Below are 12,741 nucleotides of genomic sequence, written 5' to 3' on the forward strand. Positions count from 1 at the left end.
ATAAATTAATTACATCGTTATATTTAAGCAATTATTAATTATTTTTAAGTAACAATATTTATATATTTTTATATGTATATTTATTATTTAAGAGGAGTCTAATAATATGTTTGATTTGATGTGTAATGCCATATATTTTGCTTCTTATGGTAAGTTCATTGGGCTTGGCAATATAAGTATTAGTTTATTTGACATGTTGTTAGCTTATATTGTAGCTATTATTTGTTCAATAGCTGTAGCCTTAGTTTTAAAATTGCCATTGCTTCCAAGCAAACCATATAGGTATTCTTTTGATGTAAGTGCAATATATCCGACTCCAATAATAGCTATTGGTATTCTATCAATATTTTTGGTTTTGAATTACACTTTTATGTATAATGGATTGGTGTTGGCTGTTATTATTGGTGTTTTATCTGCATTATTTGTGAAATATTTATTCAGTTTTGTATTTCCAAATCCTCTAGATAAAGATGAGGGGGAGGATATTAATGAATGAGGTAATTGGAATAATAATTGCTGCAATTCTCTGTTGGTTGAATTTTGTAATTGTAGATACATATTTCGGACTTCCAGAACAGCCTGGCGTTCAAGGGGCTAGGATAATCGGAAGTGATGTTGAAAAAAGAGGAGGAGATATTGCTGGTGGATTTTTCCAAGGAAACATTGTTTGTTCTCCGGATGCATCTGCCGGTACTTTAATGGCTTCTATTGGGTATTTGCTTTTAGGAATTCCTGGAGGGATTATAGCAGCATTCTTTGTGTTTATGGGAAATAGATTATGTGCTGATCCAGGTTATGCCGGAACTTGTGGAAGTTTAACAGCAACCGTAATTATTTTTATTGCTTCATTTGTGGGTTTGACACCTGAAATGTTCATTGTTGGAATGGTCATTGCTATTTTGTCTGTTCAAGGTATTGACCATGTCAGAGCTTCTGTGGTTTTAGGCAAAATCGCAAAGAAATTAAATAGGCATGCTAGGGAGTGATTATAATGTATGTTGAAATTATTGGAATCATAGTCATATTCGTAGCATTAAGAGCTTTAGTGACAAAAAACAGAGCAGAAAGGTTATTATATCTAAATGTTTTAGGATTCGGAGTATCTGCCATTATAGCATTGGTTATTAACACTCCATTTGCTCTTGTTGTTGCAGCTGCATTCTTTATTTGCTCTACAATCAGCGCTAATGCAATTGCTTATACTTTAAAAAGACTAGATGATGAGGTATTGTTGGAGTGATATTATGGAGTTCGTTTCAATTATTGCAATTGCTTTAATGCTCATCGGTGCATTCGGTATCATATTCCTTAAAAAACCTTTAGATAAGGTTATCATGTTTACTATGCTTGATGCAGGTTTTGTTTTGGCTGTTGTTGCATTCAAATATTTGGATGTTGCCATGTTTGCGGCTTTAGCAGATCCGTTATCAACAATAATATTCATTTTAGCTATTGTAAAAATCAATGAAATTAGAAAAAACAAGTTAAACAGTGGTGAGGCAAATGATTAGTGTTTCATTGTTTTTCTACTTTGGAATTTTCTTAGCGATTGTTGGCAGTATTGCTACTGCTTGGGGTCCTGGAGTCAATGACCCTATTGTCAGAACTTTCAATACTGAAGTTGCTTCAATTGGTGTCTGTTTAATATTATTGTGCTATAATCATGTATTGGCATTATTAACATTACTTGCAACTACTGTTATCATAACTTTAATTTTATTTAGAGCAATCATTCGTTTAGAAGAAATGGGGGCTGATGTATGAGGATTGGAGTCTTATGGAATAAGTTAGCAGAACCAAAAAATATTCCTCGTCTTTTTGCATTCAGCCTTGGAATTATATTAATCATTGGTTTAATTGTCCCAATGGCATTGAACCCAGATCAATTGTATGTTAGACCTGCTCCTCAAGAACAAATAGACGATGGTTTAGCTATTGCACCTTATGATAGGGGTGGAGAAGTTTTAAAACAACCGGGTGAAATTCATTCCCAATATCCTGAAAATGAAGCATCGTTGGGTATGATTACAGGATATATGTCCCCAATAGCTCAGTGGGTGTCATCGATTTCCCCATACTTTGGAACTTCAATTTATTCATCTCCTGGTGGACTTATAGATGAAATATTGTATTACACAAGAGGATTCGATACAATTCTTGAATCTTCAATATTGATGATGTCATTTATTATAGCTTCATGGTTATCAATAAATTACACCATGAATAGGAAAAATGACGAAAATGAAATCAAACAAGACGTTAAAAAAGCTATATCTGACTCAACAAAAGTAGCTAATGAAATAAAGGCTAATGATGCAAAAGCTAGGTCAAAACAGTTAAGGAGGGATAACTAATGGTTTTTGTACCTCCGTTTGTTCCTGATGCATTCATTAGCATGTATCTGCCGGCCATTTATGCAGGATTAATTGTCGGATTTATTGGAACCATGGCAATTGCCCTTAAAAGAGAGGAGATTCACATTCTTATATTGACTGATTTGGTTGGCCTTGCAATGATTATTGTAGTTTCTGCTGTTGGAACCGACCTTGCAGAGGCTTTAATCTTACCGGGGTTGGTAGTAGAGCTTGCGGAAACTTTAGCAATTTCTGAAATTCTGATTACAAGAGAAATGCGCATTATTGAGAATAATCCTAGAAGGAATCTAAATAAATCTTCTTCATTATTCCCACAGCCATTCGCATTGAATATGGAGATTTTAAATACTGCTCCTAATTTCATTGCATTAGTTTTAATAGCTTATGGAATTTTCCTGACTGGTTTTACTGGTGGGGCAGTAGCTGGTGGCGGAATTGTATTGTACGCATTATCTAAAAAAGCAAGAGGACTCCCGGTACTTGTATTGGATGGTATTGCAGGAGTCTCTGGTATCGCATGGTGTTTATGGATTATAGGTTTCTTATTATTCTTCGTAACACCTCAATATTGGTTGTTAAGCTTATTCTTGGCAGCTTGTGGATTATTATTAAAAGTAGCTTCAAAAGTAGGTTTAATTGGACTGCTTATGAGAGAGGATATTGATAAGGAGTAGTGGTAGAATGGATTTTGTTACACTTGGAGGAAATTTACTTGGAACAATTCCACTTGGAGATATAGTATTATACCTCACTCCATTTAACTTGTTCCTTTTCGCAGTTTTACTTGGTTTTACTGCACTGATTGCATTCAGTAAACCTGAAACTCAAATAGAGGCTACTATGCATTATTTAAATAATACTGAAGTTAAAGTTGGCCCAAAAGAATTTAAACAGAGAAGATTCTTATCAGTTCTTTGTGGTATTGCATCTGCTGGAGCAATGATTACTGGAGATTTATTCAACTTCACATTGTTCATGGCTCTGGTAGGTATATTGAATATTGGTATCGTATCTGCTGTTAAACAGACTAGTGTGTTGAATTCCGCATTCAATTATGGTTTGATTGCCATGATGTGCAGTTTGCCTCTGTTTGGTGGAGCAGCAATTATTCTCGCATCAACCGGTACATTATCTCTTGCAGTGTTGTCCCAAATGCCTGCAAGCCCGATGGTGGTGTTTGGTGCTGTATTAATGTTGATAGGTATTTTAGGTGAAAGTGGAGTTGCACCATTTTTCGCAAGCAAAGCGGAAATGTTTAGGACTGCAGGATCTCCATTCATTGTAATTATTCACTTAAGTTCCCTGTTCATTATTGTAAGAGCTGTTGAAATTTTATTATTGGTATTGTGGTAAGTGGTGAGTATGGATAGTCAAAAAACGTTATACATTATATTATTGGCATTATCAACAATAGCTATTCTTGCTTGTCTAGTGATAAACTTCCCAAGTTGGATTGTTTATGCAGTGGCTATATTTGGTATACCATTATGGATTTTATCTTTAGGTCTATTGACTATGGCTAAAGCAAAACCTGAAGATGCAGAAGAGAGGGTGAAAGAACCGTTTACCGGATATTAGAGGGATATTATGAATTTGATGGCAGATATTTTAATCAATGTTATTATTGCATTTCTAGCGGGAAGCTTGCTTCTAGGTTTGCATAGAAAAGTCATGGCCCGTGTTCAAAAACGTCCCGGACCACCTATCGTTCAACAGTTAATACATTCACTAAAGTTCTTCTTTAAGGAAACTGCATTTCCAAAAACTGTATCGAAGGTTTTTTATATTGGAATTGTCTTTATTTTGGCTTTAGTTTGGATTGTTGGAGTAATTGTAGGTCCTGTTGCTCATGATTCATTATTGATACTCTTTGGTGTTTATGCAGTTTATAAAATTGTTGAGCATAATGCAGGATCAAGTTCCGGTTCCCCTTATGGAAAATTAAGCTGTGTAAGGGCTGTACTTTCAGCAGCAACTGAACTTCCTTTGTTTGCAGCTATAGTGCTAGTTTATTTAATCACTGGAACTATGAATATTGGAGAAATTATTACTTATCAATCAGTTCATGGACCTTTGGCATTTACAATTCCTCTTGCAGCCTTAATGTTCTTCATGTTGATTATTACCAAGTCCCCTTATTCCCCATTTGCAATTACAAAAGATAAGGTTTTAATTTCTGGTTTTGAAACTGAACACTTTGGTGTTTTGAGAGGTTTCATGTTATTCTCAGAAGCGGTTGCATGGTATGTGTTGCTTTGGGTATTCTTGACAATATTCTTCGGCCCATTGGATGCAGTCGGATATTTGATTGGCATGATTGTGATTACATTTATTACTGGATTTATTAATGCAACAACTCCGCTTTTAAGTCCAAATCATTCAGTAATGACTCAGATTACCATTGGAGCAATATGCTTCTTTGGAACTGTATTAATGATATTTACAGGAGTGGTAGCATGAATAGTGAAGATATGATTATTTATTTAACTTCATTAGTTGCTATTGGAATAATAGTTGTCGGTTTGTTAGCAACAGTATTCCACTCAGCTGTTCTTGCTCCGATAGTGATTATTGGAATTATTTTAGCAATTTTCGCATTGTTAGCTAAAGGTAACTTTTCACATAAGATTGAAAGTATTGAGAAAATATGTTTTATCATAACATTTATAGCAATAATTTGTTCATTCATATTGCTTTATAAACCGATGTAGGAGATATTATGTTAGATTATATGATTTATATACTTGCATTTGCAGTTGGTTCCATTTTAGGTTTACTTTACAGTTATAAACTACATGGGGAGCCTTTTGTAGCAGATACTGAATTTAATATTATTTCAGCTGTTGTTGCCATATTCGGATGGTGCCTTGCATTTTGCTCAGGTAATGTTGTTTTAGCAGCAATCGGTTTTCTCCTAGGTGGATTTATTATGGGTGAAAGACCGGGTTATGGAAGAAAGGAAACTGCTGTTGGTTTAATTATTGCAATAGGGTTATATTTAATTATGAAATATGCAGTATGATGTGATTGGGATGGATAACGATACTAAATTAGGAATAATGCAAAAAAGAATAATAAAAAGTTATGCCTGGCAGAGAGATATTATAGTTCCACTTTCCAAGGAATTTGATTGTACTGCTGATGAATTGGAAGAATTATTCTTTAAATTGTTTGATACCGGTACTCTCGAATCACTGCACGGAACTTTTGATTCGGCAAAGGATATTTGCCTATATCAAAAATTGAATGCAGATTTAAGGTTATGCTGGTTTATCGATACTTTGGAAGTCATACCTAGAGAGGAAGGCAGAAATCTTAAAATGAAATTGGTAAAAGAGATTAAAGATGGCAAATCTTATGAAGATGCACTGAAAGAGGGCAAATTAGAATTATTTGAATTATTAAAGAAAGAAGCTGAATATTAATGTTTATTTATGTTATAAAATTGAAAGAGGGAGTACAATGTTAGACGCTATAAAGGATGCTGTGAGAAAAAGCTCAATTCATGTCTGTATCGTAAATTGTGGCGGATGTAACGGTTGCGATGTAGAATGTGTTGCAATGTTATCTCCAAGATATGATTTAGAGCAATATGGTATATATGTTCACAATAATCCTCGTGAAGCTGATGTCCTATTGTTGACTGGAGCAGTTACTGAACAATGGGTAGACAATCTAAAAAGAATTTATGATAAGGCTCCTGAACCAAAAATAGCCGTAGCTGTGGGAAATTGTCCTGTATCCGGTGATGTATTTAATCAAGAAGGAGGTCATGTACATGCACCTGCATCTAATTTCATTCCGGTTGCAGCATCAATTCCAGGATGCCCGCCTAGACCAAGCGAAATCCTAGAAGCCATTCTGGCCGTTGGTCCGCAAGCTATTGCTGATCGTGGGAGGGAGCAGAAATGATAGTGCCTATTGGTCCAATTCACCCAGCTTTAAAAGAACCTGTAAGACTTAAACTTCAAACTGAAGGAGAAAGGGTTGTTAAAGCAGAAATTGAATTTGGTTATGTTCACAGAGGTATTGAAAAGATAATTGAAGGTCAAACCTGGCAAAAAGGAATTTACCTTTCAGAAAGGGTATGTGGTATCTGTTCATATGAACACACACAGACATTTGCAGAAACAATCGAACAGATTTCTGATGTAGAAGTTCCGCCTAGAGCCCAATTTTTAAGAGTCATTACAAATGAATTGGATAGAATCCAAAGTCATTTGCTTGCAAACTCTACATTTTTCAAATCAATGGACCATGAAACATTGTTCATGCATGTTTTGGAGTTAAGGGAATATGCTATGGATGCAATTGAGCTATTGACTGGAAATAGGGTTAATATGGGTTGGAATGTTGTTGGTGGAGTTAGAATGGATGCTGATGAACGCCATTTCAAACCTATTCTTGAAAACATTCAAAAAATTGAAGACCGTTTTGAGATAGTCCGCTCTTTATTTGCAGAGGGTCCTGCTTTAGCGTTAAGATGTAAAGGAATAGGAGTAATGACTAAAAAAGAAGCTATTAAAGGCCGTGCAGTAGGTCCAATCGGAAGGGCTTCCAATGTTAAAGAAGATTATAGGGTAGGTCATTACACATATGATGATTATTTTGACTTCAAGGTAATCCGAAGAAAAGAAGGAGACAATTACGCAAGAACATTAACTAGATTTGATGAAATTCCAGAATCTATAAGTCTAATTAGACAAGCTATTGAAAATATTCCTGATGGTGAAGTTCGTACTCCTGCTGACATAAAATCAGGTTATGCCATGCGTAAAAATGAAGCTCCTCGTGGTGAAGTCACTTACATGATTGAAACTAATGGTAGTTTAATCAAAAATATTTCAATTAGAACTCCAAGTATTTCCAATATGGATTCCTGTGCAAAATACATGATTCGTGATGTTCCGACTGTTGCAGATGCCGTTTCTACTTATGCATCATGTGACCCTTGTGTAGCATGTGCTGAAAGGGTGGCCATTACTAACGAGCATGGAAAAACCACAGTTAAAGACTTTTATGAGGTGAAATAAAATGTCATCTTTAATGTGGTATATTTTTGATTTTGCAAGAAAGGCTTGGGCTGATGCATTTACGGATGCAAAAACAGATGCCGAAATTGCAGAAAAACCTGAAAGGTTCAGGGATTTCCCAAAAGTAAACAAGGAATATTGTATAGGCTGTGGAGCATGTACCGTTTCATGCCCATCACCAAATGCGATAAAGATTATCAGGGAAAAGGATGATGAAACTGGAGAAGGTTTTACATTTCCTGTAATCACTCCTAGCGCATGTATTCGTTGCGGTTTTTGTGCTGAGGTTTGCCCAACTAATCCGAAAACCTTGGAATGTGGTTTAAATCATTTAATTTTACCGGAATTCAATATTATCCCTTCAAAAAGGCAATACATAGTTGATGATTATTTATGTATTAAATGTAAGAAATGTATGAAACAATGTCCGGTTGAAGCTATTAGTGAAGTCGATGGTAAAGTGGTTGTCGACCAGCTCAATTGTATTTCCTGTGGAGATTGTTTGGAAATTTGTCCTGTTAGTGGAGCGATGAAAGGGGTATTTGTTGATAATCTACAAGATCAAAAAGACCTAATTCTTTTATGTGTAAATCATCTTGAAGAGTTTATCAATAACCAGGAAGAGGATTTAAGGTCTTTAGAAAAAGATGGACTCCTGCAATATGATGTTCCACTTTCTGAAATTTGGGATAGGGCATTGAAAATTATTCCAGATGAGGAAATTGCTTTAGAAATCATTACTAATGCAGTCAATAGGTTAAAAATCAGGGTTATTGACTGGGATAAAGATAAATGTAAAAAATGCCAGCTTTGTATTTCTGATTGTCCAACAGGATGCATTTCTTTTGATGAAAACGAAGATACGATTGTTAGAGAAAAAGATAGATGTTTACGCTGCAGTATTTGTTACCAGACTTGTCCATTTTCAGTAATCAAATACTTCATTTCTAAATTTTCACTTGACGATGGCGAAAATATTCATGTAACAGTAAAATCATCTAATCTAAATGAGGATATTTTTATGGAGTGAGTGTTATGATTGACAGTTATACTAAAACACCAAGACCATTAAGGCATGTCGATGTTGATTATTTGATTGATCAAACAAGATGTGCGGATTGTAAAGATAAGCCATGTCTTCAATCTTGTCCTATCGAGGCAATTTATATTGATAATGATGATGGTCTTATAAAAATAAGAAATACCTGCTTTGGTTGTGTATTGTGTCGTAATGCTTGTCCTTATGATGCCATTTCTTTAGATGTACATATGGATCCGCCTATAAAAGAAAATGTTCCAAACATTAATGTAAAATTATGTAAAGCCTGTGGAGCATGTGTACAGGCTTGTAAAAATGCTTCCATACACCTTGTTGCTGATGGAAAAAGTGAACCTCACAGTGAAATTGATAAAGACACCTGTGTTCGTTGCGGATATTGTTTTAGAGTATGTCCTACTGATGCAATTAAATATGGTGAATTGCTTCCTAAAACTGTTAAAGGAGGTAAGGCAATCGTTGTTAACCAGGATAATTGTATTGGTTGTATGACTTGTACAAGGGTTTGTCCATCTATGGGGGCAATTAATGTAGCAAGGACTAATAAATTGCCTTATATTAATCCTGGATACTGTGCTAGATGTGAAGAATGTATGCATTCTTGTCCATCAGGAGCAATCAAATATTCTTCACGTAAAAAAGCTTATAAAATGTATAGTGAAATTAAATCATTTGATATTGTATCCGGAATTTTAGATTATGATGTAAAAAGATTATCTCTTGATTTAATCAGCTTAAATAAAGTTCTTGAAAAGGTAGGCAATACAATAGCTTTAGAATTCGATGACCAGAACTTTGAGAATTTCATTGAATGTAAAGTCAATGATATGATGGAAAAGGAATTAAAGCTCAGTATGGATTCAAGCATTGAAATAGATAAATTCTCAAAATTATTCGGTTCCTATTTAATGGATAGGAATATTGAGGTTTATGATAAAAAATGCATTGCTTGCGGGGAATGTATAAATGTTTGCCCTACTGGAGCAATTATTGCAAATGGTCCAAGCCCTATTTCCATTGATGAGAACATTTGTGTTTATTGTGGAAAATGTGTAGAGCAATGTCAATTTGATGCAATCGGTGCTTATGATGATTATTTCTACAGTAAAGACACTGATTTGTACTATGCAAGATCATACCTGCATTATCAAAGACAAGGTGATTTTTCACTTTCATCAACAAAATGTCAAGCTTGTGCAATTTGTGTGAAAAATTGTCCGGTCGATGCTTTAGCTTTAAATGATGATAAAATAGATTATGATGAAGAAAAATGTATTTTCTGTAGAACCTGTGAGGCAATTTGTCCACTAGATGCAATTAGAATTGTTAACTTTAGGTGAGCTAATGTTTGATAAATCATTTATTACAGATTGTGAAGGCCCATTAACATTAAATGATAATGCTTTTGAGTTATCAGAGCATTTCATTGAAAATGGAGGGGAATTATTTAAGACTCTTAGTTTGTATGATGATTATCTTGCAGATATTGTCAAGAAAGATAATTATAAGGCTGGAAATACCTTAAAATTAATCTTGCCTTTCTTCGTTGTTGAAAATATTTCAAATGAAGATTTGGTTGATTTTTCACAAAATCATATTTATGCTGTTAATGATTCAAAATTTCTTTTAAGTTACTTAAAGGATGCCATGAATACTTACATAGTTAGCACTAGTTATGGCCAATATATTGAAGCTGTATCAAATTATATGGAAGTTCCATTTGAAAATACATTTTACACTAAGGTCAATCTAGATAAGCTTACTTTAACTGATGATGAAATTGAAAAAATCAAGGAATTTAAAGATTTAATATTAGAAAATCCCAATGATTATGAATTATTTGATGATATTTTCTTTTCTCAGATAGCTGAAATGGGGATTTATGAAAATATTAAGGATATCGATGTCGTTGGCGGTGAAGGAAAAAAATTAGCTATTGATGAGATAATTAAACGTGATAACATTAACGTTAATGAGATGCTATACATCGGAGACAGCATCACTGATGTCGAGCCATTGGAGTTTGCTCGCAAAAATAATGGCATAAGCATATCATTCAACGGAAATGAATATCCTTTAAAAGTGGCTGAAATAGCCATTGTATCTCCAAGTGCAGTAACAACTGCAGTAATAGCTAATGTTTATGCAGAAAATGACAAGAATAAAGTTTTAGAATTTATTAATGATTATAATTGTTCAAATGATTTAAAAAAATTATTTGCTGACTACAATATTGATGCAGAAATTAATGATAAATTTTTCTCAGTATTTAATGAAAATTATCCAACAATTCAAATAATTACTGAAGAAAACTTTGACGAAATACTAAAAATCAGTAAGGAAATGAGAAACAATATTCGTGGTCAGGATATTGGTGGTTTAGGATAATCGGTGAGTTAAAATGAATTATGATAAAGTAGAAGATACATTTTTCGAAGCTTTTGAAGGAAGATATATAAGAGCGTTGATTACAGGTCCTACTGAAGCTATTGTCAAAAGGGCAGCATATGACTCAACTTCAACTCCAAGTGCAGTTATTGGAAGAGTTGAAGGAGGTGTTGAAGGATTTTTAGATGAATCCCAAACTCCTGATGGCAGATTAGGAGCTATTGTTCAATATTGGTTAGATGGAGACGATGTAGAAAAATTTGCATTTGAGCTATCTTACAGATTAAGACAGGATGTTTTGGTAAAGCCATTTACACGTATTTTTGATTATTCTACAACCGATAGTGAAGATTATATTGAAATGATGGATATTGTAGGGCATTGTGGCGATGGATATGAATGGATTGTTGAGGAATATGGTAGAAAAATGATTAATGTCCCAATTGCTGTTCCTGATTTTCAGATTGAAGAAAAATTTAAGATTAACGATGGAATAATGGGAGGAAATTTCTGGTATTTGTGCGCTACTCCGGAAGCTGTTTTGCAGGCGGGAGAAGCAATAATTGATGCAATAATGGATGTTGAAGGTGCAACTGCACCATTCGATATTTGTTCAGCTGCTTCAAAACCTGAAACAAATTTCCCTGAAATTGGTCCAACAACCAATCACTTTTATTGTCCTTCATTAAAAGAGTCATTAGGCGATATTTCTAAAGTTCCCGAAGGGGTGAATTATATTCCTGAAGTTGTAATAAATGCCGTCGACGAAGATTCAATGAATCAAGCTATAAAAGCAGGGATTGATGCGGCATTAGAATTTGATGGTGTAGTTGGAATATCTGCCGGTAATTTTGATGGTAAACTTGGAGATAAAAATATAAGATTATTAGATATTTTAAAGTAAGGTTTTAAAAATGGAAATATTTGACGGCGACTTAAATGCAGAAGTAATAGGATTTGGAGCATTGAATGTAGATAAGCTCTATTCAGTAGAAAATATCGTAGGTAAAGATGAAGAGAGCTTTATAAAAAGTGAAACTTCGACTCCCGGGGGGTCTGCGGCAAACACTATTGTAGGTTTGTCCAGATTGGGCTGTTCCACATCAATCATTGGAAAGATAGCTGAAGACGATGACGGCGATTTGATTGAATACAATTTGGCCATCAATGGAGTTTACAGCAATAATTTAATTTATTCAGAGACAGGTTCAACAGGCAAATGTTTAGGATTTGTTGACAAGGATGGTGAGAGATGCCTATATATTTACCCGGGTGTTAATGATGATATTAAATTAGGGGAAATTAATCCTCTAAACATTATGAGATGTAAAATAATGCATTATACTTCATTTGTCGGAGATTCATTTAATACTCAAATTGAATTGTTAGATTTATTAAATGATTCAGTAATTTTAAGCTTTGATCCTGGAATGCTTTATGTCGAAAAGGGCTTTGACGAATTGAAACCTATCCTTGAAAGATGTGATATTTTACTTATAAATGAATCAGAATTAAGATTATTATGTAATAATAATGAATCCTCTCTAAAAGAATTGGCAATTGGTCTTTTAGATTTTGGAATAGGAACTGTTGTTGTAAAACAAGGTTCAAATGGTGTGTTTGCAATGAATAATTCTGAAGAATGCTTTATTGAAGCATATCCTTGTGAAGTTGTAGATACTACCGGTGCAGGCGATAGCTTTAATAGTGGATTTTTATATTCATTTTTAAAAGGCTATGACCTTGAAAAATCCTGTAAAATTGGTAACTGGGTTGCCAGTAAATCAATTGAAGGATTTGGAATGGAAAAGTTCCCTTCAATTAAAGATTTGGAGGAATTCTTTTAGTAAATTAGATTTATAAATTAATAATGATAAATATTTAAAAT

General features: G+C 34.1%; 20 protein-coding genes. All 20 read left to right on the top strand.

Annotated elements, in window-relative coordinates; all coding sequences use genetic code 11:
- Positions 1–106 precede the first annotated feature (106 nt).
- From ACKI3D_RS06905 to ACKI3D_RS07000, 20 genes are read left to right on the top strand one after another with little or no spacing between them, the layout of a single operon-like run.
- Positions 107–496 (top strand): energy-converting hydrogenase A subunit A EhaA, encoded by a 390-nt coding sequence (locus tag ACKI3D_RS06905; protein WP_407393197.1) that lies wholly within the window; start codon positions 107–109, stop codon positions 494–496.
- Complete coding sequence (locus tag ACKI3D_RS06910) at positions 489–986, top strand: hypothetical protein (protein WP_407393199.1); 498 nt, start codon at positions 489–491, stop codon at positions 984–986. Before ACKI3D_RS06905 ends, ACKI3D_RS06910 begins: the two co-directional genes overlap by 8 nt.
- A 5-nt stretch (positions 987–991) precedes the next feature.
- Positions 992–1,240: a DUF2109 family protein gene (locus ACKI3D_RS06915; protein ID WP_407393201.1), complete on the top strand. Its 249-nt coding sequence runs from the start codon at positions 992–994 to the stop codon at positions 1,238–1,240.
- 4 nt (positions 1,241–1,244) lie between these two features.
- Positions 1,245–1,511, top strand: coding sequence for a DUF2108 domain-containing protein (locus ACKI3D_RS06920; RefSeq protein ID WP_407393203.1), 267 nt, complete (start codon positions 1,245–1,247; stop codon positions 1,509–1,511).
- Positions 1,504–1,764 (top strand): DUF2107 family protein, encoded by a 261-nt coding sequence (locus ACKI3D_RS06925; protein ID WP_407393204.1) that lies wholly within the window; start codon positions 1,504–1,506, stop codon positions 1,762–1,764. The genes ACKI3D_RS06920 and ACKI3D_RS06925 overlap by 8 nt, the downstream gene beginning before the upstream one ends.
- On the top strand, positions 1,761–2,354 hold the full coding sequence (locus tag ACKI3D_RS06930) for an EhaF family protein (protein ID WP_407393206.1): 594 nt from the start codon (positions 1,761–1,763) through the stop codon (positions 2,352–2,354). The genes ACKI3D_RS06925 and ACKI3D_RS06930 overlap by 4 nt, the downstream gene beginning before the upstream one ends.
- Positions 2,354–3,049 carry an EhaG family protein gene (locus ACKI3D_RS06935; RefSeq protein ID WP_407393208.1) on the top strand — a complete coding sequence of 232 codons (696 nt, stop codon included), beginning with the start codon at positions 2,354–2,356 and terminating at the stop codon, positions 3,047–3,049. Before ACKI3D_RS06930 ends, ACKI3D_RS06935 begins: the two co-directional genes overlap by 1 nt.
- Positions 3,050–3,056: 7 nt before the next feature.
- Positions 3,057–3,728, top strand: a complete 672-nt coding sequence (locus ACKI3D_RS06940; RefSeq protein WP_407393210.1) for a hypothetical protein — start codon at positions 3,057–3,059, stop codon at positions 3,726–3,728.
- 9 nt (positions 3,729–3,737) lie between these two features.
- Complete coding sequence (locus tag ACKI3D_RS06945; RefSeq protein WP_407393212.1) at positions 3,738–3,953, top strand: DUF788 domain-containing protein; 216 nt, start codon at positions 3,738–3,740, stop codon at positions 3,951–3,953.
- A 9-nt stretch (positions 3,954–3,962) separates the two neighbouring features.
- Complete coding sequence (locus tag ACKI3D_RS06950; RefSeq protein ID WP_407393214.1) at positions 3,963–4,835, top strand: respiratory chain complex I subunit 1 family protein; 873 nt, start codon at positions 3,963–3,965, stop codon at positions 4,833–4,835.
- Positions 4,832–5,086 carry a hypothetical protein gene (locus ACKI3D_RS06955; RefSeq protein WP_407393216.1) on the top strand — a complete coding sequence of 85 codons (255 nt, stop codon included), beginning with the start codon at positions 4,832–4,834 and terminating at the stop codon, positions 5,084–5,086. The genes ACKI3D_RS06950 and ACKI3D_RS06955 overlap by 4 nt, the downstream gene beginning before the upstream one ends.
- 8 nt (positions 5,087–5,094) lie before the next feature.
- Positions 5,095–5,397, top strand: coding sequence for an energy-converting hydrogenase subunit EhaL family protein (locus ACKI3D_RS06960; protein WP_407393217.1), 303 nt, complete (start codon positions 5,095–5,097; stop codon positions 5,395–5,397).
- A gap of 10 nt (positions 5,398–5,407) precedes the next feature.
- A complete protein-coding gene (locus ACKI3D_RS06965) occupies positions 5,408–5,800 on the top strand; it encodes a DUF1959 family protein (protein WP_407393219.1) in 393 nt (130 codons plus the stop codon).
- A 37-nt stretch (positions 5,801–5,837) separates the two neighbouring features.
- Complete coding sequence (locus ACKI3D_RS06970) at positions 5,838–6,287, top strand: NADH-quinone oxidoreductase subunit B family protein (protein WP_407393221.1); 450 nt, start codon at positions 5,838–5,840, stop codon at positions 6,285–6,287.
- Entirely contained in the window at positions 6,284–7,408 is a 1,125-nt protein-coding gene (locus ACKI3D_RS06975) for a nickel-dependent hydrogenase large subunit (RefSeq protein ID WP_407393222.1), read from the top strand. Before ACKI3D_RS06970 ends, ACKI3D_RS06975 begins: the two co-directional genes overlap by 4 nt.
- Before the next feature lies 1 nt (position 7,409).
- Positions 7,410–8,438: a 4Fe-4S binding protein gene (locus ACKI3D_RS06980; protein ID WP_407393223.1), complete on the top strand. Its 1,029-nt coding sequence runs from the start codon at positions 7,410–7,412 to the stop codon at positions 8,436–8,438.
- A complete protein-coding gene (locus ACKI3D_RS06985; protein ID WP_407393224.1) occupies positions 8,435–9,805 on the top strand; it encodes a 4Fe-4S binding protein in 1,371 nt (456 codons plus the stop codon). The genes ACKI3D_RS06980 and ACKI3D_RS06985 overlap by 4 nt, the downstream gene beginning before the upstream one ends.
- 4 nt (positions 9,806–9,809) lie before the next feature.
- A complete protein-coding gene (locus tag ACKI3D_RS06990; RefSeq protein ID WP_407393225.1) occupies positions 9,810–10,853 on the top strand; it encodes a hypothetical protein in 1,044 nt (347 codons plus the stop codon).
- Positions 10,854–10,866: 13 nt separating this feature from the next.
- The gene (locus ACKI3D_RS06995) at positions 10,867–11,757 is read left to right on the top strand and encodes a formylmethanofuran--tetrahydromethanopterin N-formyltransferase (protein WP_407393226.1); all 891 of its coding nucleotides are present in this window, start codon (positions 10,867–10,869) and stop codon (positions 11,755–11,757) included.
- A 10-nt stretch (positions 11,758–11,767) separates the two neighbouring features.
- Positions 11,768–12,700, top strand: a complete 933-nt coding sequence (locus ACKI3D_RS07000; protein WP_407393228.1) for a carbohydrate kinase family protein — start codon at positions 11,768–11,770, stop codon at positions 12,698–12,700.
- Positions 12,701–12,741: the final 41 nt, after the last annotated feature.

Origin of the sequence: Methanobrevibacter sp. (genome assembly GCF_045586545.1) — an archaeon.
Classification (GTDB): domain Archaea; phylum Methanobacteriota; class Methanobacteria; order Methanobacteriales; family Methanobacteriaceae; genus Methanocatella.

Excerpts from the sequence above, each read along its gene's own strand:
- ACKI3D_RS06905 (WP_407393197.1), top strand. The coding sequence starts at position 107 with ATGTTTGATTTGATGTGTAATGCCATATATTTTGCTTCTTATGGTAAG.
- ACKI3D_RS06910 (WP_407393199.1), top strand. The coding sequence starts at position 489 with ATGAATGAGGTAATTGGAATAATAATTGCTGCAATTCTCTGTTGGTTG.
- ACKI3D_RS06915 (WP_407393201.1), top strand. The coding sequence starts at position 992 with ATGTATGTTGAAATTATTGGAATCATAGTCATATTCGTAGCATTAAGA.
- ACKI3D_RS06920 (WP_407393203.1), top strand. The coding sequence starts at position 1,245 with ATGGAGTTCGTTTCAATTATTGCAATTGCTTTAATGCTCATCGGTGCA.
- ACKI3D_RS06925 (WP_407393204.1), top strand. The coding sequence starts at position 1,504 with ATGATTAGTGTTTCATTGTTTTTCTACTTTGGAATTTTCTTAGCGATT.
- ACKI3D_RS06930 (WP_407393206.1), top strand. The coding sequence starts at position 1,761 with ATGAGGATTGGAGTCTTATGGAATAAGTTAGCAGAACCAAAAAATATT.
- ACKI3D_RS06935 (WP_407393208.1), top strand. The coding sequence starts at position 2,354 with ATGGTTTTTGTACCTCCGTTTGTTCCTGATGCATTCATTAGCATGTAT.
- ACKI3D_RS06940 (WP_407393210.1), top strand. The coding sequence starts at position 3,057 with ATGGATTTTGTTACACTTGGAGGAAATTTACTTGGAACAATTCCACTT.
- ACKI3D_RS06945 (WP_407393212.1), top strand. The coding sequence starts at position 3,738 with ATGGATAGTCAAAAAACGTTATACATTATATTATTGGCATTATCAACA.
- ACKI3D_RS06950 (WP_407393214.1), top strand. The coding sequence starts at position 3,963 with ATGAATTTGATGGCAGATATTTTAATCAATGTTATTATTGCATTTCTA.
- ACKI3D_RS06955 (WP_407393216.1), top strand. The coding sequence starts at position 4,832 with ATGAATAGTGAAGATATGATTATTTATTTAACTTCATTAGTTGCTATT.
- ACKI3D_RS06960 (WP_407393217.1), top strand. The coding sequence starts at position 5,095 with ATGTTAGATTATATGATTTATATACTTGCATTTGCAGTTGGTTCCATT.
- ACKI3D_RS06965 (WP_407393219.1), top strand. The coding sequence starts at position 5,408 with ATGGATAACGATACTAAATTAGGAATAATGCAAAAAAGAATAATAAAA.
- ACKI3D_RS06970 (WP_407393221.1), top strand. The coding sequence starts at position 5,838 with ATGTTAGACGCTATAAAGGATGCTGTGAGAAAAAGCTCAATTCATGTC.
- ACKI3D_RS06975 (WP_407393222.1), top strand. The coding sequence starts at position 6,284 with ATGATAGTGCCTATTGGTCCAATTCACCCAGCTTTAAAAGAACCTGTA.
- ACKI3D_RS06980 (WP_407393223.1), top strand. The coding sequence starts at position 7,410 with ATGTCATCTTTAATGTGGTATATTTTTGATTTTGCAAGAAAGGCTTGG.
- ACKI3D_RS06990 (WP_407393225.1), top strand. The coding sequence starts at position 9,810 with ATGTTTGATAAATCATTTATTACAGATTGTGAAGGCCCATTAACATTA.
- ACKI3D_RS06995 (WP_407393226.1), top strand. The coding sequence starts at position 10,867 with ATGAATTATGATAAAGTAGAAGATACATTTTTCGAAGCTTTTGAAGGA.
- ACKI3D_RS07000 (WP_407393228.1), top strand. The coding sequence starts at position 11,768 with ATGGAAATATTTGACGGCGACTTAAATGCAGAAGTAATAGGATTTGGA.